General features: G+C 63.6%; 19 protein-coding genes. 6 read left to right on the top strand and 13 right to left on the bottom strand.

Annotated features, from left to right (window positions below):
- Position 1 precedes the first annotated feature (1 nt).
- The 11 genes from THIDRDRAFT_RS14740 to THIDRDRAFT_RS14790 form a co-directional block, all read right to left on the bottom strand.
- A complete protein-coding gene (locus tag THIDRDRAFT_RS14740) occupies positions 2-694 on the bottom strand; it encodes a succinate dehydrogenase iron-sulfur subunit (RefSeq protein WP_007041664.1) in 693 nt (230 codons plus the stop codon).
- A gap of 79 nt (positions 695-773) precedes the next feature.
- Complete coding sequence (gene sdhA / locus THIDRDRAFT_RS14745) at positions 774-2537, bottom strand: succinate dehydrogenase flavoprotein subunit (protein WP_007041665.1); 1764 nt, start codon at positions 2535-2537, stop codon at positions 774-776.
- Between the two features lie 7 nt (positions 2538-2544).
- Positions 2545-2889 carry a succinate dehydrogenase, hydrophobic membrane anchor protein gene (gene sdhD / locus THIDRDRAFT_RS14750; protein WP_007041666.1) on the bottom strand — a complete coding sequence of 115 codons (345 nt, stop codon included), beginning with the start codon at positions 2887-2889 and terminating at the stop codon, positions 2545-2547.
- Positions 2886-3266 (bottom strand): succinate dehydrogenase, cytochrome b556 subunit, encoded by a 381-nt coding sequence (sdhC, locus tag THIDRDRAFT_RS14755; RefSeq protein ID WP_040844980.1) that lies wholly within the window; start codon positions 3264-3266, stop codon positions 2886-2888. Before sdhC ends, sdhD begins: the two co-directional genes overlap by 4 nt.
- 272 nt (positions 3267-3538) lie before the next feature.
- A complete protein-coding gene (locus THIDRDRAFT_RS14760; protein WP_007041668.1) occupies positions 3539-4534 on the bottom strand; it encodes a lysylphosphatidylglycerol synthase transmembrane domain-containing protein in 996 nt (331 codons plus the stop codon).
- The gene (locus THIDRDRAFT_RS14765) at positions 4531-5502 is read right to left on the bottom strand and encodes a lysophospholipid acyltransferase family protein (protein ID WP_007041669.1); all 972 of its coding nucleotides are present in this window, start codon (positions 5500-5502) and stop codon (positions 4531-4533) included. The genes THIDRDRAFT_RS14760 and THIDRDRAFT_RS14765 overlap by 4 nt, the downstream gene beginning before the upstream one ends.
- On the bottom strand, positions 5471-9508 hold the full coding sequence (locus tag THIDRDRAFT_RS26805; RefSeq protein ID WP_007041670.1) for a translocation/assembly module TamB domain-containing protein: 4038 nt from the start codon (positions 9506-9508) through the stop codon (positions 5471-5473). Before THIDRDRAFT_RS26805 ends, THIDRDRAFT_RS14765 begins: the two co-directional genes overlap by 32 nt.
- A 16-nt stretch (positions 9509-9524) precedes the next feature.
- Positions 9525-11345, bottom strand: a complete 1821-nt coding sequence (locus THIDRDRAFT_RS14775) for an autotransporter assembly complex protein TamA (RefSeq protein WP_007041671.1) — start codon at positions 11343-11345, stop codon at positions 9525-9527.
- A 58-nt stretch (positions 11346-11403) separates the two neighbouring features.
- On the bottom strand, positions 11404-11574 hold the full coding sequence (locus THIDRDRAFT_RS14780; protein WP_007041672.1) for a heavy-metal-associated domain-containing protein: 171 nt from the start codon (positions 11572-11574) through the stop codon (positions 11404-11406).
- Between the two features lie 85 nt (positions 11575-11659).
- Positions 11660-12640 carry a glucokinase gene (gene glk, locus THIDRDRAFT_RS14785; RefSeq protein ID WP_007041673.1) on the bottom strand — a complete coding sequence of 327 codons (981 nt, stop codon included), beginning with the start codon at positions 12638-12640 and terminating at the stop codon, positions 11660-11662.
- 194 nt (positions 12641-12834) lie between these two features.
- Positions 12835-13152, bottom strand: a complete 318-nt coding sequence (locus THIDRDRAFT_RS14790) for a sulfur globule protein CV3 (RefSeq protein WP_281054768.1) — start codon at positions 13150-13152, stop codon at positions 12835-12837.
- Between the two features lie 379 nt (positions 13153-13531).
- On the opposite strand from THIDRDRAFT_RS14790, the gene THIDRDRAFT_RS14795 reads away from it, so the two are divergent.
- The 4 genes from THIDRDRAFT_RS14795 (at position 13532) to nifN (ending at position 18749) form a co-directional block, all read left to right on the top strand.
- The gene (locus THIDRDRAFT_RS14795) at positions 13532-14272 is read left to right on the top strand and encodes a glutathione peroxidase (protein ID WP_007041675.1); all 741 of its coding nucleotides are present in this window, start codon (positions 13532-13534) and stop codon (positions 14270-14272) included.
- 265 nt (positions 14273-14537) lie between these two features.
- Positions 14538-15914, top strand: coding sequence for a glutathione-disulfide reductase (gene gorA, locus THIDRDRAFT_RS14800; protein WP_007041676.1), 1377 nt, complete (start codon positions 14538-14540; stop codon positions 15912-15914).
- 163 nt (positions 15915-16077) lie between these two features.
- Positions 16078-17430, top strand: a complete 1353-nt coding sequence (nifE, locus tag THIDRDRAFT_RS14805; protein ID WP_007041677.1) for a nitrogenase iron-molybdenum cofactor biosynthesis protein NifE — start codon at positions 16078-16080, stop codon at positions 17428-17430.
- Positions 17418-18749, top strand: a complete 1332-nt coding sequence (gene nifN, locus THIDRDRAFT_RS14810; RefSeq protein ID WP_007041678.1) for a nitrogenase iron-molybdenum cofactor biosynthesis protein NifN — start codon at positions 17418-17420, stop codon at positions 18747-18749. Before nifE ends, nifN begins: the two co-directional genes overlap by 13 nt.
- 139 nt (positions 18750-18888) lie before the next feature.
- Here the strand turns inward: nifN and THIDRDRAFT_RS14815 are convergent, their stop codons facing one another.
- Entirely contained in the window at positions 18889-20898 is a 2010-nt protein-coding gene (locus tag THIDRDRAFT_RS14815) for a TonB-dependent receptor (protein ID WP_040844982.1), read from the bottom strand.
- A gap of 249 nt (positions 20899-21147) precedes the next feature.
- Here THIDRDRAFT_RS14815 and THIDRDRAFT_RS14820 point away from each other — a divergent pair, with 249 nt between their 5' ends.
- A complete protein-coding gene (locus THIDRDRAFT_RS14820; protein WP_007041680.1) occupies positions 21148-22101 on the top strand; it encodes a helix-turn-helix transcriptional regulator in 954 nt (317 codons plus the stop codon).
- Between the two features lie 380 nt (positions 22102-22481).
- A complete protein-coding gene (dusA, locus tag THIDRDRAFT_RS14825; protein WP_007041681.1) occupies positions 22482-23474 on the top strand; it encodes a tRNA dihydrouridine(20/20a) synthase DusA in 993 nt (330 codons plus the stop codon).
- Between the two features lies 1 nt (position 23475).
- On the opposite strand, the gene THIDRDRAFT_RS14830 is transcribed toward dusA, so the two are convergent.
- The gene (locus THIDRDRAFT_RS14830) at positions 23476-26022 is read right to left on the bottom strand and encodes a PAS domain S-box protein (protein WP_007041682.1); all 2547 of its coding nucleotides are present in this window, start codon (positions 26020-26022) and stop codon (positions 23476-23478) included.
- Between the last annotated feature and the right edge of the window lie 4 nt (positions 26023-26026).

Raw genomic sequence — 26026 nt, forward strand, 5'->3', positions numbered from 1 at the left:
GTCACAACCCCTCGTCGAGCATGAGTTCCTTGATGTGTCCGATCGCGCGGGTCGGGTTGAGTCCCTTGGGACAGACCTCGACGCAGTTCATGATGCTATGGCAACGGAACAGCTTGTAGGGCCCCTCAAGCGCATCGAGACGCTCTTCGGTCGCCTGGTCGCGACTGTCGGCGAGGAAACGCCAGGCCTGCAGCAGCGCGGCTGGACCGTGGAACTTCTCAGGATTCCACCAGAAGGAGGGACAGGCGGTGGAGCAGCAGCCGCAGAGGATGCACTCGTAGAGTCCGTCGAGCTTGTCGCGATCGGCCGGCGACTGCAGGATTTCTTGCTCCGGTGCCGGATCGTGGCGCACCAGATAGGGCTTGACCGCCCGATATTGCTCGTAGAATTGGCTCATATCCACGACCAGATCGCGGATCACCGGACGCCCGGGCAACGGGCGCACCACGATCGGCTGTTTCAGATCGGAGATGGCCGTGACGCAGGCGAGCACGTTGAGCCCGTTGGCATTCACCGCATCCGAGCCACACACACCTTCACCGCAGGAGTGGCGGAAACTGAAGGACTCGTCCTGCTTCTTTACCTCCAGCAGGACGTCGCGCAACATCATGCCCTGGAAGGTCTTGACCTCGTAATCCTGCATCCGAGGCTTCTTGTCGGTGTCAGGATTGTAGCGATAGACGCTGATTCTCATCGTCGATACCCCGTGGGGCACGCAGCGCGCGCCCTCTTACTCAAACCTTGAAGGGTACGCCCGGCGTACCCCAGGAACCTCAATACACCCGTTCCTTCGGTGGGAAGGATTCGACGGTCAGTGGCTTGGTCCGCACCGGCTTGTAGTCCATGCGGTCGCCGTCCTTCGAATAGAGGCTGTGCTTGAGCCAAGCCTGGTCGTCGCGATCCGGGTAGTCCGGACGCGAATGGGCGCCACGGCTCTCCTGGCGATGCAGGGCGGAGGTCGCGATAGCGAAACCCACGTCCATCATGTTCTCCAGTTCGAGCGCCTCGATACGCGCGGTATTGAAGACCTTGGAGTGATCGGACAGACGCACCTCGGGAAGACGCTCGCGCAGCTCGCACAGACGCTCGAAGCCCTCCTGCATGACCTCCTCGGTGCGGAAGACGCCGGCGTGGTCCTCCATGCATTTGCGGAAGTCGGCGCGCATCTGGGCGACCGGAACGCCATCGTCCTGCTTGTCCCAGCGAGTGAGGCGGCCCATCGCCTGATCCAGGCTGGCCGAGTCGGCGGTGCGCTGGTAGGGGTTCTCGCGCACGAAGTCGATGATGTCCTTACCGGCGAGACGCCCGAACACCAGGATGTCCAGCAACGAGTTGCCGCCGAGACGGTTGGCACCATGCACCGAGGCGCAGGCGCATTCGCCCGCAGCATAGAGACCGGCCACGACTTCTTCCGAGCCCTGCCCCGCCGGCATGGCGACGCGCCCGAAGCGGTCGGTCGGAATGCCGCCCATGGCGTAGTGCGCGGTCGGGAAGACCGGGATCGGCTCCACCACCGGATCGACGCCGGCGAAGATCTTGCTCGACTCGCGGATGCCCGGCAGTCGCTTGGAGATGACCGACTCGCCCAGGTGGTCGAGCTTGAGCATCACGTGATCGCCATGCTCGCCGCAGCCGCGTCCCTCCTTGACCTCGGTGACGATGGCGCGCGAGACCACGTCGCGGCTGGCCAAGTCCTTGGCGCGCGGGGCATAGCGCTCCATGAAGCGCTCGCCATCCTTGTTGATCAGATAGCCGCCCTCACCGCGCGTGCCCTCGGTGATGAGCATGCCCTTGCCGGCAATGCCGGTCGGATGGAACTGGAAGAACTCCATGTCCATCAGCGGAACGCCCGCACGCAGGGCCATGGCCATGCCATCGCCGGTGTTGATATGGGCGTTCGAGGTGGTGCGGAACACCTGGCCGCAGCCGCCGGTGGCGAGCAGGGTCGCTTTGGACTCGATCAGCAGCGGCTCGCCGGTCTCGATCTCCAGCACCAGGGCACCGCAGACGACGCCCTCGGCGTCGCGGACCAGGTCGAGCGCGAAGAATTCGTCGAAGAAATGGGTGCGGGCGCGGATGTTCTGCTGGTAGAGGGTGTGCAGAATCGCGTGTCCGGTGCGGTCGGCTGCAGCACAGGTGCGTGCCGCCTGGTCGCCGCCGAAGTTTTGGCTCTGACCGCCGAAGGCGCGCTGATAGATCTTGCCGTCATCCAGCCGCGAAAAGGGCACGCCGGCGTGCTCCAGTTCGTAGACGGTCGGGATGGCCTCGCGGCACATGAACTCGATGGCGTCCTGGTCACCCAGATAGTCCGAGCCCTTGACCGTGTCGAACATGTGCCAGTGCCAGGAATCGGGCAGCACGTTGGCGAGCGCGGCGTTCACCCCGCCCTGCGCTGCGACCGTATGCGAGCGGGTCGGGAACACCTTGGAGACGACGGCGACGCGCAGATCGGCGCTCGCCAGTTGCAGCGCGGCGTTCAGTCCCGCGCCACCGGCACCGATGATGAGTGCATCGAAATGACGTGTTGGAAGACTCATGCGGAACCTAACCTCCGATACCAGCGGTGACGATCGCCTTGATGGCCCAGAGTCCGGAGGCGAAGAAAATGAAGGCGAACAGCATCAGCAGCCCCATGCGCAGACCGAGCAGATGGACATAGTCGATCAGCACGTCGCGGATCCCGACCCAGGCGTGCGAGAGCAGCACGGGAACGAAGAGGAGCAGACTGATGGCGACCGGCGCCTGTCGCAGCCAGGCGACGAATTCGGCGTGGTCGGCGGGGGCGCCGAAGGTGAAGTGCAGGACGAGATACACCACGAAGAAGGCGAGATAGACCGCCGTAGCGCGCTGAACCAGCCAGGCCATGAGGCCGGAAGCTTGACGACTCATGAGATCAGCCCCCCAACGAGCAGCAACAGCGACAAAACAAGGCCCGCAACCAAAACGGTCTTAGCGGTGCGCCGGGCCACCGGACGATCCAAGCCGATGCCGATGTCCAGAACCAGATGACGGATGCCCGCCAGCAGGTGATGCATCAGACTCCAGACGAGCCCGATCAGGAACAGACCGACCCACCAGGAATCGAGCAACCCGGCGGCGGACTCGAAGCCTTGCTGACCGGACGCGGCCAGGTGCAGCAGGATAGCAGCGAAGGGGATGGCCAAGACCATCAGGACTCCACTCGCGCGGTGGAGGATGGAAACGAGACCTGGGAGCGGCAGCTTGATGCGCCACAGTTCCAGGAAAACGGGTCTGGATGTTTGCATTCTCGGACCTTTGGTGAAACGCGGGACACATGGCCAGCGCATGCTCGGAAGAGGCGTGCTCACCGTAACGCTGACGCAATCCCAGGATGTTTCGCGATGGAGATTCGAAACCTCTATCCCGACGTCGGTCTCGGCCAAGCCAAGGCCTATTGTGCAGCGCGCCAGAATATAGGTATTTTCCTGTGGGTATCAATTAAATTTATCAAAGATAAAACCCGACTTTTTTACACACGAATAGATGAATGCCTTGAATCGCCTCTCGAAACGCCCGTTCACAGGGCGTCAGGGACGCGATTCCGAGGCATTCCGCCCCCGCGCACCTTGACCGATCGAGGCAGCAGAAAGGCCAGCGCCCCGAGCACCAGGGTGTTGCCGAGCAGGAAAAGATGGAGATTCACGGCACCGGCCAGGGCGAGCTTGGGATCGATACCGAGCGGCACCAGGGCCGCGACCGCCGCCACCTCATAGCTACCGCTGCCGGCAATACCGTGGAAGGGCAACACGCTGGAGAGCTCCGCCCCCATGACGCCCGTGAGCAAGCGCCAGAGATCGACCGGCAGGAAGAAGTGCAGCACGCTGGTGAAGGCGGCGAACTTGAGCGTCCAGATCAGGGCGGTCCAACAATAGATCCGCACGATCAGCCAGGGCCGACGCGGCACGGCGAGCAGCACCCGGCGCGCCACCTCGCGCACCTTGCCCGCGCCAGACAGAAAACCGAGCGCAGCCAACCCGTGCAGACGCGGAATGACTGCGAGCCCGGCCACCCAGAGCCCGGCGGCGACCCACCAGATCCAGGAGGGATGGCTCAGGTTCAGGATGAGTAGCGCCAGCAGGGCGAGGAAGTGCAGGTCCAGCAGCCGGATCCACATGAGCGCCGCAGCCGAGTCCAGAAAGCCCTCGCCGAAATAGCGGCGCATCAGCCAGGGGAAGACCATCTCACCGGTGCGCATGGGCATGAGATTGTTGGCCGTGTTGTGAAGCACGGACAGCCTCAGCACCACCGCGAAGGCGCCGCTGAAGCGCGGTCGGAAATAGTCATGCACCCGCACCGCCCGCAGCACATAGCTCGCCGAGGTGAGCATGAACAGCCACAGGAGCAGAACCGGCGGAAAGGCACGCCAGGGGGCGAGCAGATCGGCCCAGCCGACGCTGTAATGGACGGCCGCCACCAGCGCGGCCAGCAAGGCCGCGCCGAGCGCCCAGTCACGCAGTCGCCCCAAACGCAGCGGACTGGACGCTGGAACGGAGGAATCCGACTCGCTGCTCATCTGCGCCTCTTGCGTTTCGGTGGATAGACGGGAGGCTCGCCCGCAGGACGGGTCTTGAAGCGACGATGGACCCAGAAATATTGCTCGGGCATGGTCTGGATGCGCGCCTCGATGGCCGCGTTCATACGGGCGGTATCCGCCAGCGGATCGCCCTGCGGAAAGTCCTCAAGCGGCGGATCGAAGATGAGTTCGAGCCCCCTGCCCCACGGCAAGAAGCGGGTGAACGTGGGGATGACCGCCGCCCCCGTCATGCCGGCAAAGCGACCCAGCATCGGAACGGTGGATGCCGGAACGCCGCAGAATGGAACGAAAACGCCACGACGCCCACCATCCTGATCGGGCAGGTAGAAGAAGGGCGTTCCCTTCTTCATCTCGCGGATCAGACTGCGCAGATCGTCCTGGCGCTCGACAGAGACACTCCCGTACTGCTGACGCGCGCGCTTGACCTGATGATCCACCACCGGATTGCGGATCTTCTGGTACATGTAGACTCCAGAATGGACCAGCGCCGTGAAGGCGGCCCCGCCCAGTTCCAGCCCGACGAAGTGTGGCACCAGGACGATCACCGGGCGTCCCTCGGCAATGCAGGCGTCGATGAAGGCGCGATTGCGGATCCGCACCAACCGCGACAGACGTCGACGCGAGGCGCCCCAAACCGCCCCCTGAATGAAGGCGGCCACGCCGAGCCAGCCGAAGTGGGCGCGCAGGATGCGCTCGCGCCGCTCGGGATCGAGTTCGGGCAGACAGAGCTCCAGGTTGCGTCGCGCCACTCGGCGGCGCGATCGGGCGAGCAGATAGCCGAGCCGCCCGAATAGGCTCCCCAGCGCCCAGAGAACGGGAAAGGGCAGCCGCCCGATTGCAAAGACGAAAGCGACCCCGACCCAGCTGGGCCAGTGCCGGGGATGCAGCAGGACAGGTTGAATGTTAGGAATGGATTCAGTTCTCGAATTTGAAGTAGATATCGGCACCCTGACTGTCACCGGTCTCGGTTTGAAGCTCGATATGACGCGACAGGTCGTAGCGCAGCTTGACCTTGCTCGCCTCGTCGCCGAGTGCGCTCTCGTATTCCATATAAATTTTGGGCGCGACATAGGTCCCGACGGCCAATCCGGCATTGCTGGCGCGGTCGTTGTTCGAGGGCGGAATGCCGGTCATCAGATACTTGGTGATCTCGGCCGAAGTCATGTCCGGATCGCTCTCCGAGAAGAAGGCCAATTTGGGATTCCTCAGCGTCCCCAGAACGCGCACCCCGGCAGTCGTATCGCCGCCCTGGCGCTCGGCCTGAAGCAGCAGGCCGGGATTGTCGATCGCACTCTTGGCATAGATCAAGCGGCCCTGCGTGATGGTCAGCGGCGCACCCAGCTCCGCCGCCAGACCGAAGCCGCCCGAAAAGCGGTATTCGCCCTCGGTGATCTGGAGCTGACCGTCACCCAGCATCTCCGCCCCGGGGGACTGCAAGACCCTGAGATTGCCGGCAAGCCGGCCACGCACCCCGAAAGCGTCGATGGTGACGTCCTTGCCCAGCACGAGCCCGACATCGAGATCCACCGGATAGGGTGGCTTCTGCGTGCGCTCTTCCATGACCACGTCGGGAGAGGGCGACAGGGTTCCGGCCGGAACCGAGCGCGGCCGGATCCGCGCCTCGGGCACCCGGACCTGGCCTCGGACGGTCGCCCCATCCGGCCCGGCCTTCAACTCGAACTCGGGGGACACCAGGGCGTAATACTCATTGGTGTTCGCCACCTTGAGCTTTTTGCCGCTGATCTTGAGTGTGGCTTGCGGCCCCTTGGCGCCAAAGCGGGTCTCGCCGTTCAGATCAAGCCGTCCGCCACCGACCAAGCCGCCACCGCGCAGATCCATGCGCTCCATGGACGGGGCCACGGCCTCCAGATTCAGGTCCTTGACCACCAGCCCGATCAGCGGCACCTCGAAGGCGACCTGACGCACATCCGCCCGCCCCTTCACGCCCGGTCGCGCGACCGTACCACCCAGGGCGAGGTTGGCCGAGATCGAGCCGGCCAGACCCGAGATGTCGGGAAGCAGTTTGGCGATGCGATCGAGACTACGCACGTCCGCCTTCAGACGACCCTGCAAGCGCTGGCCCGGAGCGGCTGGATCCTGGAAGCGCCAGCCCGGCAGATCCAGATCGCCATCCGCGCCACCCAGATCGCCGAGCGGCAAAACCAGACGGGTCGAGAGCCCCTTGACGCCGGCGTTCAGCGTCAGGCGCGTCCCCGAGAAATCCAGTGTCTCGCGCCGCCCCTGATCCAGGGCGACCGCCAGCCCTCCCTTGGGAATCTCGAAGCTGGCCTTGCCGGTCAAAATGACGCCATCGGCCTGAAAACGCCCGCTCAGACGTGCCCCGCCGCTCGGATCCAGACCATCGGGCAGAAAACCATCCAGCAAATCGAAATCCAGCCTGTTCAGATTCAGGTCCGCGAGCCACTTGCCGGGAGCGGACTGATCGAAACTCGCGCAGCCGCCCGAGCCGCGATCATGGCGCAAACAGAGTGGACCGGCCTGAATCTTGTCCTGATCGATCCCAAAGGGTGCCGCCCGCTCCAGACGCCAGCGCCCCAGATCCTCGGGCGTCAGATCCAGCCTGGACAGACGTCCGCGATAGGCACCGTTCTCGTCCAGCCCGCCCGACGCCTCCAGCTTGAGCGACAGCGAAGTGCCATCGAGCGTGGCGGAGACCTGGTGGTCCGGCATGGAGCCCGATCCACGCAGTTTCAGTGCATCCCAACGCAGACCGCCCGCGAACAGATCCTTGCCGTCCAGGGCCACCTCGAAGCGTCCCGGCTTGGCCAGATCCAGATCGGCCTTTCCGGTCAGACTGGCCAGTCCCTGCGTACCGAAGGCCGCGTCCTTGCCCTTCAGGTCCAAGAGGATGCGCGGTGTCTCCAGCGGCCCCGTGACCGTCCCCTTGGCCGTCAGGCTTCCCTTGGCGTCGGGCAGCAGATTGGAGAGGTCGGGCGAGTCGAGATCGAAGGCCAGATCCAGTGCGGTATCGATGGTTCCCTGGAGCTTGACCTTGCTGGTTCCCGACTCGGCGTTGAGATCCTGGATACGCGTCGAGCCGTCCGCCATGCTGACCCGACCCGAGGCAGCGATCGGATAGCCGCGTAGCCGTCCCTTGAGTTCCTCGATGACCGCGACCAGATCCGGCCCCGCATCCTCAAGCGACCCCTTCGTCGTCAGTCGACCTTCAATGTCGCCTGGCCAGTCCGGCGCATAGCGTCCAGGATCGATCCCGGCGAGCCGGATGGCCGCGCCCCAGGTCACCTTGGGATCGAAGGTCGCCTTGGCCGCGCCGTCGATCCGCCCCCCGAGCACGTCCAGACGCAGCGTCTCGACCGCTGTTTTGGTGAGATCCCCGGTCCCCGCAAGCGCTAGCTTGGCCGGCGGCAATCCGGGGCCGACACTGGTCGCGGTCAGATCGTAATCGAATCCATCGAGACCGCCCTTGCTCGACAGGGCGAGCGCGATCCGATCGTCCAACCCCTCGACAAAGGCGCCGGGGTCCAGCCCCTTGCCGTTGAGCGTCAGGTTCCAGGCCAATTCGGGCGACCAGCTCAGATCGCCATCGCCCTCGATCCGCCCGCGCAGGGTCTCCAGCCCCAGTGCAGCGATGCGGGTCCCGTCGAGGGTTCCGCTTCCCCGCAGGGCCAGTGTCGAGGCCGGAATGCTCGGACCCTCGACCTGGGTCGAGAGGCTGTAGTCGTAGGCGTCGAAATCGCCCGATGCCTTCAGCGCGCCCTGCGCCGACTGGGCGAGCAGATCCCCGCTCAATGGCCAGCGCAGATGCGTCCAGGTCGTCTCCAGTGCAAAGGCGCCCGGATCGGTCGCGAGATCGAGATGACCCTTGGCGTCCAGAACCGCCTTGGAGACCTCCTCGGTCAAATCGAGCCGGCGGATATCCAGCCGCTTGTCCTTCCACAGCAGATCGAGCGTCGCGGCCAGATGTCCGAAATCGGGCAAATCCGGTGCCCTGGCGTCCAGCGAGCCGGTGACGGAAGCCTGGTTCAGATCGCCGCGCGTTTCCAGATCGGCCTTGGTCTCGACCGCCGGGAGGTCCTCGGCGAAGGCCGGCAGATCGACCCGGGCAAGCTGGATCTGGGCGTCCCAGCTCGGGGCGGACAGCAGATCCCGGACCTTGGCCTCCAGATCCGCCTCGGCCGAACCGGTCAACCGATGCCGAATATCCAGTTGCTTCAGATCGCCTTCGAGATGGGCGACACCGCTGAGACTGGCCTTGGGCGGAAGCCGCAACGCCCAGTCGAGATCGACATCGAGCGGATACTGACGCACCAGATCGGCCTGTCCATGAAGCCGTACGTTGGCCTCGGGCTCGCTCATCCTCGCCTCCAGCTTCACGACCTCCAGCGTGCTGCCGTCCAGATTCGCGACAAGCGCGGCCTGGTCCAGCACCATGAAGGGCTCGGCGACGCCCTTATTGAAGAGCCTGAGTCGCTCCAGCGAAACATCGTCGAGCGCGATGCCCAGCGGCAGCGCGATCTCGGGCAATGTGAAGGGGGTATCCTCCGTGTCCGAGCTCGGACCGAGGGCTAGGTCCAGCCCGCGCACCGAGAGCCGCTCGACCGCAACCAAGCCATTGAAGAGCGCCGAGGGCGACCAGTCGAGGTCCAGAGCATCAAGCGACACATCCAACGCGGGCAGGGTCAGCTTGAAATCGCGCAGGCTCAGAGGGCCGAGCAGCCGACCATCCAACTGTCCCACGCTGAAGACTCCGGGAAGCAGCGCTTCCGCCGTCTGCACGGCGAAACGCAGCCCGGTCTGGGTTCCCAGCACGACGGAAACCGGAATCAGGATGAGCAACAGGAGCGCGAGGAAGACACCGAGCAGGACGCGCGGCAAACGGCGCCGCCGAATAACTGGAGGCGCAGGCGCCTGATCCAGCGCGCCATCCGGCGGCGTCTCGGGGCTGTCCGATACCTTGTCCAAATCCGTCATCTTCAATCCCGCAGGTTCATAGATCCGGCCCGATGACGAGGTGCAGACGGGCCGGCGGCAGTCCGCCGTTATCGTCGTCCTTGGTCAGAGCGAAGGCGACGTCGAGCCGGACCTGGCCGATCGGCGAGGCCCAGCGCACCCCGACGCCGGCGCTCTGGGCGAATTCCTGTTCGTAATCCGGATCGAAGGCATTGCCGAAATCGGTGAAGACGGCCGCGCTCCATGGCCCCTTGATCCGCCGTTCCAATTCGAGACTGCCGACGGCGAGATAGCGTCCTCCGACGGTCTCATTGGTCTTGGGATCGTTTGGGCCGAGCGCCTCGAATCCCCAGCCACGGATGGAGCTGTCTCCACCGGCATAGAAGCGACGGCTCGCAGGCAGATTGTCCAGATGATCGGCCCAGGTCGCGCCCAGATTGGTTCGGGTGATGAAGCGATAGTTGGGGGTGAAGCGCCTGATCCATTTGAACTGGATCAGGCCGCTGAGATAGGAGGACTCCGAGACCACGCCCTCGACCGCCCCGAGCAGGGCGTATTTGATCCGGTAGCCGCGATTGGTGTTGATCGGGTCGTCCGAAACCGTCTTGGACCAGGAAACGCTGGGCACCAGCTCATTGGTGGCGCCGAGCGAGGCGCTATCGAGGTCGAAATCCTCATAGCTGTAGTCGAGACCGATGTTGCGTCGCCAACCGCGCTCGGTCAGGGTCGAATGGGCGGCCTGAACGCTGTGACTCCAGCCTTTGCGGGTATCGGTGTCATAGCGGCTGGAGCTGGGCTTGATGATGATGTAGTCGCGGGTCGGATCTTGGATCGGGATGCGATAGTCGAGCTCCATCGTCGACAGCGCGGGGGCCAGACTGAGCTCGGTGCGAAGTTTGTGTCCATGACGCCCGATATAGCGGCGGCGGTAATCCAGGCTCAATCGCGGACCGATATCGGTCGCGAATCCGAAACCGACACGGTACTTGTTGGCCTTGTTGCGCTTGGCCACGACCTCGATCGGCACCTCGTGATCCGGACCGGCCTCACCCGTGTGCGGGACGATCTCGACATCGCTGTAATACTCGCTGCCCAGCAGACGGCTCTGCAGACCAATCAGATCGTCCGGGTCGTAGACGTCGCCCGATTTGAAGGTCACGTATTTCTGAAGAAAACTCTCGTCGAGCAGATCCTGTCGGAAGCTGACGTGACCGATACGGTATTGGGGTCCGGTCTGGAGATGGACGTGGATATGGGCGCTGTAGGCCACCGGGTCGATAAGCACCTGATGGCGGACCATCTGAAAGTCGAGAAAACCGGCCGATGTCGCGTTGTAACGCAGATCCGACTTCGCCTTCTCGTAGTCCGAATGCAGCAGGACGTCCCCGACCTTCATCGGAAACACCTTGGGGAAAACTGGGTTCTCAGCCCCCTCGCCCTCCACCTGATAGTCGACCGAGCCGATCTTGATCGGATCGCCCGGATTCACGCGGTAGGTCGCGCGCCAGGTGCCTCCCGCGTCCGAGGGCACTTTCAACGTATCATCGACCTGGACCCGATAGAGCCCGAAGGGTGCCAAGGCGTCGGCGATCTGCTCGGGCGCCATGCGATGCAGCGCCCGGACCCGAGCCGGTGTCAGATCCGCATCCCCGCGCTCGCGATAGATGTCGAGCAACGCCAGGACGTTCGACTCTCGCGCCCCCGAGAGACCCTCGACCTTGACATCCAACTTGAGCGCAAAGGCTGTCTGCTGAGCGAGCAGGAGCAACAGGGCCGTCCCCGCACGCAGCCAGTAACGTCCGGCGCGCGTACAGAATGCCCTCTTGGGAATCCGTTCATCGGTGAGACTCCGATCCATCCTTACCCCCGGCGATCCGCGTCGCGCGACTCAGACCTGCTCAGCGGAGAAACCAACCTCATTGGATGGCGGCAATGAGCGCGGCCGGCTCCGGCGAGCCGGCGACGCGCGCCGATCCCGTTTCCAAATCGACCTCGACAGTCTCAACGCCGGCAACCGACTGAATCGCCTGGGTCGCGGAGCGGGGACAATTTTGACAGTGCATGCCCGTGATCTTGAGTTCGGCCATTGTCGATGTCTCCTCTTTGATTGTGTCGCCCACGGGCTTCAGAGCCCGGTACGGCATCGAGCGCAATCGCGCTCTGACACCGAACTCATTGCGAAGCCATGAAACGGGCGGCACCAAACAAGGGCGTCAAAGGTTGGAGGATAACCCGCACCGGCATGCGTCGCATCAAGCAGCCCATGCGGCCCTTGTCGAAAAAGCCTTCGAGGAATCCGCCCTGACGCAAGAGAGCGAGGTTTTTCAAGGGGATACCGCCACCGAGATAGACGCCGCCCAGCGACATGTGCTTGAGCGCCGCATTGCCCGCCTCGCGCCCGTAGAGCCGCAGAAAGAGATGCATCGTCTCGACACAAATTGGACAACGCTCGATGGCTGCAGCCTGAGCGACGACGGCAGCCGTATCAGCGCCTTCGTCGATCGAACGGCGCAGCCAGACGGGAGACTCGCAGTCATGGTAGCGAAGCAGGAATTCGTAGATGTTGACGATTCCCGGCCCAGAGACCACGCGTTCCCAGCTCACTCGACCGAAACGCATCTTGAGATAGCGCAGCATGGCGAACTCGAGATCGTCCGCCGGAGCAAAATCCGTATGCCCTCCCTCGGTCGCGAAGGCATGATGGCGAAAGCCGTCCCAAAAGAGTCCTGCCTGCCCTAACCCGGTCCCTGCAGCCACCACGCAGGCGTTTCCCTCGCCATTTCCCTCGCCAGGATGAAGTTCAGCAAAGTCTGTGCTGCGAAGCGCTGAAACGCCCCAGGCAACGGCCTCCAGATCGTTGAGGAATTCGACACCGGCGAATCCAAACGCCCCCTCCAGCGCATCGGCATCGAGCGACCAGGGCAGATTGGTCGTCTCGCAGCGACGATCCTGCACGGGACCGGCGACCGCGAAGGCCGCAAAGCGGCAATGCACCCCGGTCTCAATGCAGTAGCGATAGATGATCTGTTCGAGGGAATCAAAGGCAGCGCTCGGATAACGTCGGGGTTCAGTGACCGACACGACCTCACAATCCGTTTCCGCGATTCCCAGTGCCGTCTTGGTACCACCGATGTCACCCACCAACAAGCGCATTGCGTGTCTCCCATCGTCAGACGGCGAACAACCCACGCCCCTAGGCAACACAGAGGCATCGGATCGGAAGGCGGGGATAATAGCAACTTGCAGGCTCGACTGCGAAATCAATGCCTTGGCACGCTCGTAAAACGCCACCGCCCGCGAATCGCGGGCGGTGGCGTTTTATGATTGAAACGTGTACGAGCAAAGATCTATTTGGTCGTCGTGCTTTGCGGCGCGCTCACTGCGGGATACGGGTATCCCGGATAGGCGTATCCCGGATACCCGTAGACCGGCGCGCCCCAGCCATAAGGGGCGCCCCAACCATAACCGTAGGGAGCATAACCATAGGGAGCGCCGTAGCCTCCATAGTAGGGAGCGCCGTAGCCGTAAGGGCCGCCGCCGTACCAAGGACCGCCACCCCAGGGGTTGAACCAATCAAATGGACCCCAACCCCAGAAGGCGTTGGCGGACACGGAACCCAATGCAGAGACGCCCGCGACGGTGGCGGCCATCAAGAATCGCTTCATGGTCATCATCGTAATTCCTCGCGAATGTAGAGTGTCTATCAGCAAGATCGGACCGAACGCGTCGAACCGATTCACCCTCCGCGAGACTAAGACTAGGATGGTTGAATGACCGCTTCGTTGATCTCCATCAATAAGGGTTTGCTTAACATCGCTGTCTTGCAGCCCTATCTACGTGAACGTCGAAGCGATCCCCGAAAAACTCATAGGCCAAACCAATCGCTATGATTTCCACAATCCATTTCACGGATTAGTCGAATCCTCCTATCATGGCACCCGTCGGCAGCGAACAGTCCGCCAACACCGAAACTTTCAACCTGGATCGGATTCGGATCAAGACCCGAACCAACAGCCCTAAAAACGCTACAAGGAGAACCAACAGATGTTTGAAGATCGCACAGGCAGCCGCATTCCCAACGTCACCTTCCGCACCCGCAGCGGACACGAATGGGTGGACGTCACGACCGACGACATCTTCGCCGGCAAAACCGTCGTCGTCTTCTCGTTGCCAGGCGCCTTCACGCCCACCTGCTCGTCTTCGCACGTGCCGCGCTACAACCAGCTGACGCCCCAAATGAAGGCGCATGGCGTCGATGACGTGGTCTGCGTCTCGGTCAACGACACCTTCGTCATGAACGCCTGGAAGGAGGCCGAGCACGCCGACAACCTGACCTTCCTCCCGGACGGCAACGGCGAGTTCACCGAAGGCATGGGCCTGCTGGTCGACAAGGACGACCTGGGCTTCGGCAAGCGTTCCTGGCGTTACTCCATGCTGGTGCGAGACGGTGTGATCGAAAAGATGTTCATCGAGCCCGAGGTCGAAGGCGACCCCTACGAGGTCTCCGACGCCGGCACCATGCTCGCCTACCTCGCACCCGAGGAGCCCAAGCCGTTGGACGTCGCTGTGTTCAGCCGCGAAGGATGCCCCTTCTGCGCGCGGGCCAAGGAGGCACTGAGCAACGCAGGCATCCCATTCGAGGAACTGGTCCTCAACAATGACTACACGGAACAGGGCCTGCGTGCCGTCTCCAATGCCGCGAGCGTGCCGCAGGTCTTCGTCGACGGCAAACTGATCGGCGGATCCGACGAGACCATCGCTTGGCTCAAGAGCCGCGCGGCCTAAGACGACCGCCCCGAGCCCCGTCATCGAGCGGCGGGGCTCCTCGAATCTCGCCGTGCCCCGTCCAGAAGGCCAAACAGGCCCAATCGGGAATGGAGCCAAGGCGGAATTCGGATCCCTTCCGACGACCCAGCGCCTCCCGGCATTCTCACTGCCGGGAGGTCCTGTTTCCCGCATCCTCGCCACTGACATGAAGCTACAGCCGCACCGAAAGGCTGCCTCATCCGTGCGAGAATAGTTGCAGCTTTCATCCTCAGAGGTATCCAACATGAGTCAGCATTTCGATCTGATCGCGGTCGGAGGCGGCAGCGGCGGCCTAGCGGTCGCGGAAAAGGCCGCTCAATTCGGATTGCGTGTCGCCATCATCGAGGCCAGTAAGCTGGGCGGAACCTGCGTCAACGCCGGCTGCGTACCCAAAAAGGTTATGTGGTACGCCGCCAACCTGGTCGCCGCCGTCGCCGACGCACCGGATTTCGGCGTGAACGCCCATTCGGACGGACTCGACTGGGGCAAGCTGATTGAGGGACGCAACCGCTACATCGCCAACATCAACGACTACTGGGACGGCTATGCCCAACAGCTCGGCATCAGCCTGATCCAGGGGTATGGACGCTTCGTCGACGCGCATACCATTGAGGTCGGCGAGGAGCGGTATACGGCCGAGCATATCGTGATCGCCACCGGCGGGCGCCCCATCGTGCCGCGCCTGCCCGGCGCCGAGTTCGGCATCAGCTCGGACGGATTCTTCGCACTGGAGGAACGTCCTCGGCGCGTCGCCATCATCGGCGGCGGCTACATCGGCGTCGAACTGGCCGGCGTGCTGCGCGCCTTCGGCACCGAGATCACCATGGTCGCGCTTGAAGACCGGGTGCTCTGGCTCTTCGACCCGCTGATCAGCGAGACTCTCACCGAGAACATGCACGCAGAGGGCATTCAGACGCATCTGGAATTCGAGGTCTCCAAGCTGGAGAAGGACGCCGACGGCCTCCTCGCCTTGGTGGCAAGCGACGGCCAGCGCCTGAGCGGCTTCGACCAGGTCATCTGGGCGGTCGGACGCGCCGCCAACACCCGCGACCTCAACCTGGAGGCCGCCGGCGTCGAGGTGCAACCGAACGGCATCATCCCGACGGACGCCTTCCAGAACACCAACGTGCCGGGCATCTATGCCCTCGGCGATATCACCGGACGCGACCCGCTGACCCCGGTCGCCGTCGCTGCCGGACGCCGTCTGGCCGAGCGTCTGTTCAAGGACAAGCCGGATCTCAAGCTCGACTACGAGAACATCCCGACCGTCGTTTTCGCCCATCCGCCGCTCGGCAAGGTCGGACTCACCGAGCCCGAGGCGCGAGAGCGTTACGGCGACACGCTCACGATCTACGAGACCAGCTTCACGCCCATGCGCTACGCGCTCAACGCGCACGGACCCAAGACGGCCATGAAACTGGTCTGCGCCGGTCCCGAGGAAAAGGTGGTCGGTATCCATCTGATCGGCGACGGCGTCGACGAGATGCTGCAAGGCTTCGCCGTCGCGCTCAAGATGGGCGCCACCAAGGCGGATTTGGACAACACCGTCGCCATCCACCCTTGCAGCGCCGAGGAATTGGTCACCCTGAAGGTGCCGGTCCGCAGCCCAGGCGACCACTAACGTCACGCCCGAACCCGACGCCGGGTTCGGCGGCACCGAAAGCGCTCATGAGATTGTGCACTTGAAATCGAGACTCGCTCGGTTAGAGACTGGAGCCATGCCCGAGCCCTGGAGTGATCCAGGCGGTTCAGATCCCACTTTTAAGAACGGAAACTAACGCCTCGTGTCATCCAAACCGAAAATCAAAGAATTGCTCGCCGAAAGCGCCTGCGAACACAACAAAGGCAAGAAAGGGTCGTGCAACGCCCCCACGCCCGGGGCCACGACCGGCGGCTGCGCCCTCGACGGGGCGCAGATCGCCCTCTTTCCCTTCGCCGACGCCGCCCATCTGATCCATGGCCCCATGTCCTGCGTCGGCGGGGCCTGGGAGACACGCCTGACGCCGACCAGCTGGTCCGGGCGCGATCTGACCCAGACCGGCTTCGCCACCGACATCAGCAACAACGATGTCATCTTCAGCGGCGAGAAGAAGCTGGCGGCAGCCATCGACCATATCGTTACGAATTACGCGCCCGAGGCCGTGTTCGTCTATTCGACCTGCGTCCCCGCCATGACCGGGGACGACATCGACGCCGTTTGCAAGCAACGGAGCGAAAAACATGGCATCCCCTGCGTGCCTGTGCATGCACCGGGGTTCGTCGGTGCCAAGAACCTCGGTAGCCGCATCGCCGGAGAGGCCGTGCTGAAACACCTGATCGGGACCAAGGAGCCGGAGGAGACGACCCCCTTCGACATCAACCTGATCGGCGAGCACAACAACACCGGCGAGCTCTGGCGCTATCGGCATCTGCTCGAAGAGCTCGGCATCCGCGTGCTCTCGACCTTCAGCGGCGACGGCCGCATCGCCAGCATCCGCACGGCCCACCGGGCCAAGCTCAATGTCATCGTCTGCGCCAAGTCCCTGGTGTCCATGACCCGCAAGATGCAGGAGCAATACGGCATCCCCTGGATCTCCTGTTCCTTCTACGGCAAGACCGATACCTCCAAGAGCATCCTGGCCATCGCCGAGGCCCTGGGCGATGCCGACCTGATCGAGCGCACCCGCGCCCTGATCGCCCGCGAGGAGGCCCGGCTGGAAGAGAAGCTGGTCCCGTACCGCGAGATCTTCGCTGGCAAGAAGGCGGTGCTCAACACCGGCGGCAACAAGGCCTGGTCCATCGCCTCGGCGCTGCAGGACCTGGGGATCGAGGTGGTGGCGACATCCGTGCGCAAGTCGACCGAGGCGGACAAGGCCAAGGCGCGCGAATATCTCGGCGAGAACGCCATTCTCATGACCAGTCCGGCGACCCAGCAGGCGAAGGTGATCGACGACACAGGGGCCCATCTGCTCCTGGCCGGAGGCCGCTCGCTCTATACCGCGATCAAGAAGCGGATCGCCTTCACCGACGTCAATCAGGAGAAGAAGAAGAGCTACGGCGGTTACGACGGGCTGCTGGTCCTCGCCGAGGACCTCAAGAACTCGTTACAGAATCCGGTCTTCGAACTGGTCGACAGGAAGGCACCATGGCAGAAGTAAGACACAAATCGGGCAAGCCGCTGCAGGTCAACCCGCACAAACTCTCGCAGCCGATGGGTGCGACCCTGGCGTTCCTGGGCGTCGACCGCTGCATGCCACTGATGCACGGCGGTCAGGGCTGCGCCAGTTTCACCAAGGTGATGTTCACCCGCCATTTCTGCGAGCCCATTGCCCTGCAGACGACCGCAGTGAACGACGTGATCGCCGTGCTGGACGGCGGCGACTACAGCATCCTCGAGTCGGTCAAGAACATCCACGACAAGGTCGCCCCCGAGCTGATCGGCGTCCATACCACCGGACTGACCGAAACCAAGGGTGACGATCTCCGCGGCATCGCCAGCAAAATCGACGTGCCTCTGGTCTACGTCAACACCCCGGACTACCAGGGCGGACTGGAGAGCGGATGGGCCCTGACGACCCAGGCGCTGATCGATCAGCTCACCGAGCCCTGCGACCGGATCGATGCCCAAAAAATCGTCCTGGTCCCCCATGTCAGTCTGCAGCCGATCGAGGTGGAGAAGCTCCGCGACTTCATCGAATCCTTCGGCTTCAAGGTCGTTGCCGTCCCGGATCTCTCCTCCTCGCTCGACAATCATCTGGGCGAGAAGCAGGCGTCCCTGAGCAGCGGCGGTGTCACGGTCGCCGAGGTCAAGCAGCTCGCGGATGCGGCCTTCGTCGTCACCCTCGGGGCCTCCGTCAAGCCCGTCGGCACAACCTTGCAGAAGAAGAATCCGGCCATCCAGCACCGCCACTTCGATCATGTGAACGGTCTGCAGGGAACCGACGCGCTGGTCGCCTGGCTGCTCGAGACGAGCGGCCGGGGGGACAGGCTTCCGCCGGTGGTGGAACGCTGGCGCAAGCGGCTGCAGGACGCCATGCTCGACAGCCATTTCTCCATCGGCCAGACCCGTTTCCTGCTGGTCGCCGAGCCCGATCATCTGGCGTCCATGGCCGCCTCCCTGCGCGAGGTGGGCGGCAAGATCGCCCTGGCGATCTCGACGGTCGATTCGCCCATCCTCGGCGACATCGAGGCGGACCAGGTGATCGTCGGAGACCTCGAGGATGCCGAAAAGATGCACGACGCCTACGACCTGATCATCGGCAACTTCCACACCGAGGCCCTGGCCCATCGCGTGGCAAAAAAGGCGGTCATGCGCGGTTTTCCCAACTATGAGGAGGTCGGGATCGCCCTGAAAAACGACCTGCTCTACGAGGGCGGCGCCTATTTTCTCTTCGAGATCGCCAATGCCGCCGAACGCATGAGAGAAGAGCAGGTTCACCATGAGCGTGAACAGATTAAGCTGCAACGTATCGCCTAATCGGCATGGCACTGCACCGCAGTGCCCAACATAGCCAAGGCCGCGATAGAGACATCTTCTGAGACTGGGAAGCCCGGCTGTCCCGGTCGGATATCCCCTCATCGTTCGCCCGTTTGCTTACGCCTCCGGGCTCGAGCCCTCAGATCTCGACGTTCAGCTGCACCCCGATCTCACGGGGCGCACCCAACTGGGCACCGACGGCGCTGTTGCCATAGACGCGGTAGAGCTCGTCGGTCAGGTTGCGGCCGTAGACACCCAGCTCGAAGCCATGCCTGCTGTGCCACATCAGGGAGGCCTCGAGCAGGGCGTAGGCGCTCTGGCGCAAGTCGTTCTCGGTATCGAAATAATGCGGCCCGGTCGCACGCAAGGCGATACGCGGACGCCATTGGTCGCGCATGCCGAAGATGCCATCCCAGGCCACGAGCGCGCTGTACCCCGGGGTGTAGGCGACGTCCTTGCCATCGAACTCGCCGCTGGTATAGCGGCTGCGATTGACCATGCCGCCGAGCGTGAAGGTTTGGCCTTCGGCCAAGCGCATCTTCGCCTGCAACTCCATGCCCCGGCTCGTGGCGTCGCCCATGTTCGATAGGATCTGAAGGCCGGGCGGTCCGATCCATCCCTGTACGTCTTGACTGTCGATGGCGTACAGGGTGGCCTCGGCCTGATAGCGGCGCCCGGGGCTGCGCCACCGGAGGCCGATCTCGAAGTTGGTGGCGATCTCGGAGTCGTAGGAGACGAGATCGGCATCGCTGGTCCCGGCCTTGTTGAAGCCGCCCGGCTTGAAGCCGCGTCCGACGGCGGCCCAGAGACGCATCTGGTCGTTCGGCAGCCAGGCGAGCGCAAAGCGCGGAGTCACCGCCGTGAAGCTTTCGTCGTTGGTGTAGGTTTGCATGACGTCCGAGCCGTTCGCGTCCGGCATCAGCATGCTCACCTCGGCATCCTCCCGAGCCACACGCGTGCCAAGACTCACCTCCCAGTGCTCGGCGAAGCGGTAATTGGTATCGGCGAAGACCGCATAGTTGAGAATCTCGTTCTCGGTGTAGGGCCCACCCATGTAACCGGCCGCCTCGCCATAATTGACGTCCTGATATTCGAAACGGAGACGCTGGGCGGAGATCCCCATGACGGCGGTCAGGGCCGCGCCCTCGTAATTGGCCCGCAGCTCGGCGTAATTGCTGCTCTGGGCCTCGACGGTGTCGACGCCGTAGGGGCCGAACGTGCGCTCCAGATCGACGGTCTGTCTGGCGAGGATCCCGGTGATGGTCCAGTCGACATTCGGGCTGTATTCCAGATCCCAGGAGACGTCCTTGATCTTGCGCTCGAGCCACGGTGTCTTCACCACCGGCTCGACCTGCGAACGCGAGAGCGGGGCGTAGGGAACGTAATACTCCTCGTGAGAGCTGTAGCGCTCGGCGCGCGCCTTCAGACGCATCTCCAGCGGCAGATTCTCGGACATATAGTGAATCGACAGCCTGCCCGCAGTGTTCTCGCGATCGTCGAGATCGTCGCGACCGTTCAGGGCATCGTCGAGCGTTCCGTCTTCGTCGGCACGCATCATGCTGCCCTGGATCGCCAGGCCGTTGCGATCGAACCCCGTGCTGGCGCCCGCCCGTACCCGATAACCGCGCTCGAATCCCTGGACATTGCCCCACAGCTCGGGCTCCGTGCCGGGCCGGCGGCTGGTGATGCTCAGCACACCGCCAAGCGCACCCCGGCCATAGATGGCGCCCTGCGGTCCCTTGAGCAATTCGACCTGCCCGACCTCCTGTAGCGTCTGCCCGAAGGCATGCGGCAGCTGCGGGACGCCATCGAGATAGAAACTGGTGCTCGGGCTGAAGAAATCGGCCGATGCCTGTCCCCGCAAGGTCATTATGTTGTAGACCCGCGAGCTGCGCCCGACCGAGAGCAGCTCGGGGAAGACACGGTCGAGTTCGTCGGTGTCGTTCACGACGGCCTCGACGAGCTGCTCGCGGGACTCGACGTCTACGCTACCGGCGATATCGAAATCGCTTTCCGGCCGTTTGGTCGCGGTCACCGTAATGGGCTCGAGAAACACCCCGTCCTCACCGCCGCTCACTGCCTGAGCGCCATCGACGATGACGGCGGCGGCAACCGCGATCACCGGAGTCAAAACCTTCTGCTTTATCATGCTCGCGTCTTCTATCGTTGCAGACTCACCCCCGAATCCGAACCCGGGCCCCATCGCGCGCGCCCTCACCTCCCGAGGCAGGGCTGCGGAGCGCACGCGACTGGGTCGCGTCGCTGGACAGCCACAACATCGCCGGGAGATACTCGGCCCGCGCTAAAGGCAAATGATATTTATTATCGAAAATTGCGCTAACGGTAATGCGCCGGGACATGCGGTTTTCGGAACGATCGAGAGACGGATGACCCGAGAATGGAAAGCACGACAGAGGGCGTCGAGGCCGATCGCCGACCATGCGCCCACCCGGTCCATGACCAGATCCCGCTGAACTGGACGCTGCCCGGAGGGCGCTGCATCAGCTGCTGGAACACGCATCTGGACACCGACCTGGCCCTGAGCGGGCGTTGCGAACCCGCCTTCCGCATCGGCATTCAGCTGGAGGGACGTTCGCATATGCGCTTGCAGGGCGGCCCATCGCTGGCCCTGTCCCCAGGGATGGCGGTCGTGATGTCGACCCAGCAGACAGTGACGGGCCATGACGATCTCGTGGGCGCACAATCCATGCAGCTGGTGGAGTTCTCGATCCCAGCAAACGCCTTACCCCATTTCTGCGATCCGGCCCGACTGCAACATCCGCCGAACCTCGTCGAGGATTGCAGCCTGCCTGCCCAGGGTGCCTTCATGGCGGGAATCGTCGCCTCCAACGACCTGATGCGCGTCGGTCGCGACATTCTCGGCGGCGGACGCATCGACGTCGCACTACAGCCACTCTATCTCGGAGCCAAGATCGACGAAGCCCTGGCACTGGTGCTGTCCGACCTGCTCGCTGCGGATGCCTGGAATGGCACCTCGGCCGCGCGCGACCGGCGCCCCCTGCTGGATGCGCGCCGCCTGCTCGACGAGCAATATGAGCAGGACTGGACCGTCCCAAGGCTTGCCGAACGGGTCGGCATGAGCGAAAAACGCCTTCAGTCCGGATTCAAATCGCTGTTCGGAGCCACGGTTCGGACATACCTGATCAGGACGCGCATCGAGGCCGCCTCGCGACTGCTCGCACGGGGAGAATGCGTGACCGAGACCGCCTATGCGGTGGGCTTTTCGAGCCTCAGCCATTTCAGCAAGATCTACAAGGAATGCATGGGGCGTGCGCCCAGGGACTGGGCACTGCACGCGGCAGCGCGTCCCAATGCGCAAGATCGTGCATGATCCGAAGCGACCGAGCGGCAAGGCGATCTCTCCGAGATCCCTTGCAAACCGCTCGGCGCGATGAACACCCTCCTGGAAAGACATTCCATACCCCAGCCACAGGCTTTGATGAGGCCGCCGATCGTGGTTTGATGGCGCTCGGATCAGAGCGTCGCCATCTTGATCGAGCCGAACCGGGCGTTCAGTCCGTCGCCTCCGCGTGAAGGAGGTGATGGCGGCCGCGATCGCTCGCGGTGCCGACACAAGAGTTCATCGACCACTGCCGTAGCACCGAGGGCAACAAATAGGGCCAATTCAGGCCGAGCCCGGCCGGCGTCTAAACATATGAATCCTCAATTCAACCAAGCATCTAACTGAAACACCTGGTGAATACTGAATACATGAAACTCTCGGTCGCGCCGATGTTGGATTGGACCGACCGGCATTGCCGCTATTTCCTTCGCCTCATCTCGCGCCACACCCTGCTCTACTCCGAGATGGTCACCACGGGTGCGCTCATCCATGGCGACTGCGAGCGCCATCTGCGCTTCGATGCGGCCGAGCACCCGCTCGCGCTCCAGCTCGGCGGCTCGGACCCGGCCGACATGGCGCGCTGCGCACGGATCGGCGCCGACTGGGGCTATGACGAGGTCAACATCAACGTCGGCTGTCCCTCGGACCGGGTCCAGAACGGACGCTTCGGCGCCTGTCTGATGGCCGAGCCTGGACTGGTCGCCGAATGCGTCAAGGCGATGAAGGACGTGGTTTCGATCCCGGTAACGGTCAAGACCCGGATCGGAATCGACGACCGCGACAGCTACGAGGAATTGGTCGATTTCGTCGGCGCCCAGGCGGAGGCCGGCTGCGACGCCATCATCGTTCACGCACGCAAGGCCTGGCTGAGCGGACTGAGCCCGAGAGAGAACCGCGACATTCCGCCGTTGCGCTACGACGTGGCCCTGCGGCTCAAACGGGATTTCCCCGATCTCCCCATGGCCGTCAACGGCGGCATCAAGACGCTGGACGAAGCGGCGGAGTTTCTGACCCAGCTCGACGGCGTCATGATCGGGCGCGAGGCCTATCAGAATCCCTGGATCCTCGCCGAGGCCGACCGACGCATCTTTGGCGACGATCGAGCGCCACCGGACCGCTTCCAGGTCCTCGACGATTTCATCCGCTACGCCGAGCGCGAGCTGGCGCAAGGCACCCCGCTCGGGACCATGAGTCGGCACATCCTGGGGCTGTTTCAGGCCCAGCCGGGCGCGCGGGCCTGGCGTCGCCAAATCAGCGAGCAGGCCCATCGCAAGGGCGCTGGGGTCGATGTCCTGTCGGCGGACTGCATCTCTCTGGCGTGCGCACGCATGGCCGAACGCGGCCGCTTGGAGGACACCTGAATCAGCGACGCTCCTCAGATTCTCGGTCGGGCACCTCCGAAAGAGAGGTCCGCAACAGGTCGAGCGCCAAACGGTATTCGAAGCGCTCGACCAGAGCGCACAGACGCGCATACTCCGAACCGAGCCGACTCCCGAGCAGAACCGATTCCGAGACGACCAGATCGTTGGCCGCCATATCGCCCTTGCCGAGCAGCGCCTGGAGACGCGTCAGAGTCCCGGAATCCCAGCCAGCCGAATCGGCCGTGACCTCTGGATCCTCTGTCGATTCCGCCCCACCCGAGACGTCCCCCGTCTCATCGCGCCTGAAATCCCGCGCTTCGAGCGACCGTCCATCCGTCTCGCTCAGGGATAGATCCAAGGCGTCATTGGTGACCTGGAGTAGCTGGACGGCCGCACGCTCCATCTTCGCCAGACGCTCAGCCTGCTGCCCCGCGCCCAGATCGCGGCGCAGCATATGGGCCAATCCGATGATGATGCTCGCCGGGGCGCGGATCTCGTGGCTCATGCTGGCGAGGAAGACGCTCTTGGCGCGATTGGCCGACTCGGCGCGCTCCCGCTCATCGGCCAGCTCGACGGTGCGCTGGGCGACTAGCTCCTCCAGGTGTTGACGATACCCCTCCAACTCGCGCGCCAAACGCTTGTGCTCGGTGACATCCTCCTGGATGGAGACGAAATGGGTGATGCGCCCGTCGGGCTGACGGATCGGGGCAATGATGGCGGCACCGACATACTGGGTCCCATCCTTGCGACGATTGTGGAACTCCCCCTTCCAGATATCGCCTCGATCCAGCGCATCGCGGAGCGAGGCATAGGTCTCGGGAGACGTATTGCCCGACTGGAGCAGTGCGGGCGTCTGGCCGAGAAGTTCCTCCCCGGTGTAACCGGTCTGACGCAAAAAGGCGGGATTGACGTAATCGATACGGATCTCGGTGTCGGTGATGATGACACCGGCCGGGGCCTGCTCCACTGCCTGGTAGAGTTTGCGGAGACGCTCATCGGCCACCTTACGCTCGGTGATATCCGTGTGAAGACAGGCGAGCCGACCCGAGCGCGACGCGAAAAAATGCACCTCGGAGCAGCGCCCGGCGAATTCCAGCTCGAACGTCTCGGGCACGGAGAGCGTCACCACGCGAGCGGCGATCCGAAGCCAGGCGTCCTCGGCAGCCGGATAGAGTTCCTTGAGCCGATGCCCCACGAACGCCGAGCGCGGCAGATCCAGCAGGCGGGTATGGGCCGGATTGACGTCCAGATAGCGCCAATCAACGACCTCGCCCCGTTCGTCCCGGATCAACTCGGCCAGAAAAAAACCCTCCTGGATACTCTCGAACAACTCGCGGTAACGCGCGTCGCTCGCCCGAAGCGCAGCCATCGCCTCACGCGTCGGCGTGATGTCACGCCCAATCCCCAGAACGCCGATCAACGCGTGCCTAGCGTCGCGGATAGGCGCCTTGATGGTCTCCAGCCACTCGCGATGACCGTCGCTGAGAAAGACAACCTCTTCCTCATTGACACAGGGAACCTCACCCGCGAGGGCGGCGAGATCGTGGTGACGAAAGGCATCCGCTATCTCCGGGGCAACCAGATCATAGTCGGTGCGGCCGAGGATCTCGGCCTCAGAGACCCCGAACAGCTGTTCGAGACGGGCGTTTCCAGCCAGATAGCGGCCGTCGATATCCTTGACCCAAACCGGATCGGGCAGCGTGCGGATCAGTGTCTTGAGCAGATCGCGCTCGCGGTCGCGGGCGACTTCCGCGTCACGGCGGCGGGACTCGTCACGCAACACCAGCAACCCACCCAGCAATCGACCGTCCGCCATCTTGATCGGCGAGGCATGTTGGCTGACCGAGATCTCGGTCTCAGACGCAGATAGAAGACGGACAGTGTGGCGCTCCTCGACCTGGATACCCGTCCCTAGAAACTCGGTCAGTGCATCCGTCCTGGGACGGTGGGTCCGTTCGTCGAACAGATGCAAGACACTGGGCAGCGAGCGTCCGACGACCGATTCGGTCGACAACCCAAGCAGCCGTTCCGCCGCCTGGTTGACAAAGGTCACCAGCCCCTCCGGGTCTGTGGTGATAACCCCATCGCCAATACTCGACAAGGTCACGGCCTGCCGAGCCAGGACCACCTCGCAGCGACGACGCGCCCAGTGCATCCGCTCGCTGAGAATGCTGATCAGCACCCCGCAGATGACGAGCAGAGCCAATTCCGCCGAATCATAGGCATCGGCAACCACGAAGCTCTCGACGGGAGGCATGGCCGTATAGGCAAGCCCGAGGGCCGCGCCCAACGTCGCCAACAGCCCTGGCCCCAAGCCGCCGACTGCAGCGGCGCAGAGGATCGGCGGTACGAGCAGGAGCACGATGGGATCGCCCTGGAACGAGACGGCCACTACCGAGCGAAGCATCAGCGCGAGCAGGACCGCCAGGACGGCGATCAGATAGAGCGACCACAGCGGCCAGCGTCGAAAGCCGACCAGAGCGTCCATCGAGGCCGCGTTGGACACGGCTACACCGGTTGGCCGGCCACCGAAATTCGCCTTATGCATCGAC

Source organism: Thiorhodococcus drewsii AZ1, assembly GCF_000224065.1.
GTDB lineage: Bacteria > Pseudomonadota > Gammaproteobacteria > Chromatiales > Chromatiaceae > Imhoffiella > Imhoffiella drewsii.

What these genes read in the sequence shown, in the direction of transcription:
- THIDRDRAFT_RS14740 (WP_007041664.1), bottom strand. Translation starts at nt 694, where the DNA reads ATGAGAATCAGCGTCTATCGCTACAATCCTGACACCGACAAGAAGCCT.
- sdhA (WP_007041665.1), bottom strand. Translation starts at nt 2,537, where the DNA reads ATGAGTCTTCCAACACGTCATTTCGATGCACTCATCATCGGTGCCGGT.
- sdhD (WP_007041666.1), bottom strand. Translation starts at nt 2,889, where the DNA reads ATGAGTCGTCAAGCTTCCGGCCTCATGGCCTGGCTGGTTCAGCGCGCT.
- sdhC (WP_040844980.1), bottom strand. Translation starts at nt 3,266, where the DNA reads ATGCAAACATCCAGACCCGTTTTCCTGGAACTGTGGCGCATCAAGCTG.
- THIDRDRAFT_RS14760 (WP_007041668.1), bottom strand. Translation starts at nt 4,534, where the DNA reads ATGAGCAGCGAGTCGGATTCCTCCGTTCCAGCGTCCAGTCCGCTGCGT.
- THIDRDRAFT_RS26805 (WP_007041670.1), bottom strand. Translation starts at nt 9,508, where the DNA reads ATGACGGATTTGGACAAGGTATCGGACAGCCCCGAGACGCCGCCGGAT.
- THIDRDRAFT_RS14775 (WP_007041671.1), bottom strand. Translation starts at nt 11,345, where the DNA reads ATGGATCGGAGTCTCACCGATGAACGGATTCCCAAGAGGGCATTCTGT.
- THIDRDRAFT_RS14780 (WP_007041672.1), bottom strand. Translation starts at nt 11,574, where the DNA reads ATGGCCGAACTCAAGATCACGGGCATGCACTGTCAAAATTGTCCCCGC.
- glk (WP_007041673.1), bottom strand. Translation starts at nt 12,640, where the DNA reads ATGCGCTTGTTGGTGGGTGACATCGGTGGTACCAAGACGGCACTGGGA.
- THIDRDRAFT_RS14790 (WP_281054768.1), bottom strand. Translation starts at nt 13,152, where the DNA reads ATGAAGCGATTCTTGATGGCCGCCACCGTCGCGGGCGTCTCTGCATTG.
- THIDRDRAFT_RS14795 (WP_007041675.1), top strand. Translation starts at nt 13,532, where the DNA reads ATGTTTGAAGATCGCACAGGCAGCCGCATTCCCAACGTCACCTTCCGC.
- gorA (WP_007041676.1), top strand. Translation starts at nt 14,538, where the DNA reads ATGAGTCAGCATTTCGATCTGATCGCGGTCGGAGGCGGCAGCGGCGGC.
- nifN (WP_007041678.1), top strand. Translation starts at nt 17,418, where the DNA reads ATGGCAGAAGTAAGACACAAATCGGGCAAGCCGCTGCAGGTCAACCCG.
- THIDRDRAFT_RS14815 (WP_040844982.1), bottom strand. Translation starts at nt 20,898, where the DNA reads ATGATAAAGCAGAAGGTTTTGACTCCGGTGATCGCGGTTGCCGCCGCC.
- THIDRDRAFT_RS14820 (WP_007041680.1), top strand. Translation starts at nt 21,148, where the DNA reads ATGGAAAGCACGACAGAGGGCGTCGAGGCCGATCGCCGACCATGCGCC.
- dusA (WP_007041681.1), top strand. Translation starts at nt 22,482, where the DNA reads ATGAAACTCTCGGTCGCGCCGATGTTGGATTGGACCGACCGGCATTGC.
- THIDRDRAFT_RS14830 (WP_007041682.1), bottom strand. Translation starts at nt 26,022, where the DNA reads ATGCATAAGGCGAATTTCGGTGGCCGGCCAACCGGTGTAGCCGTGTCC.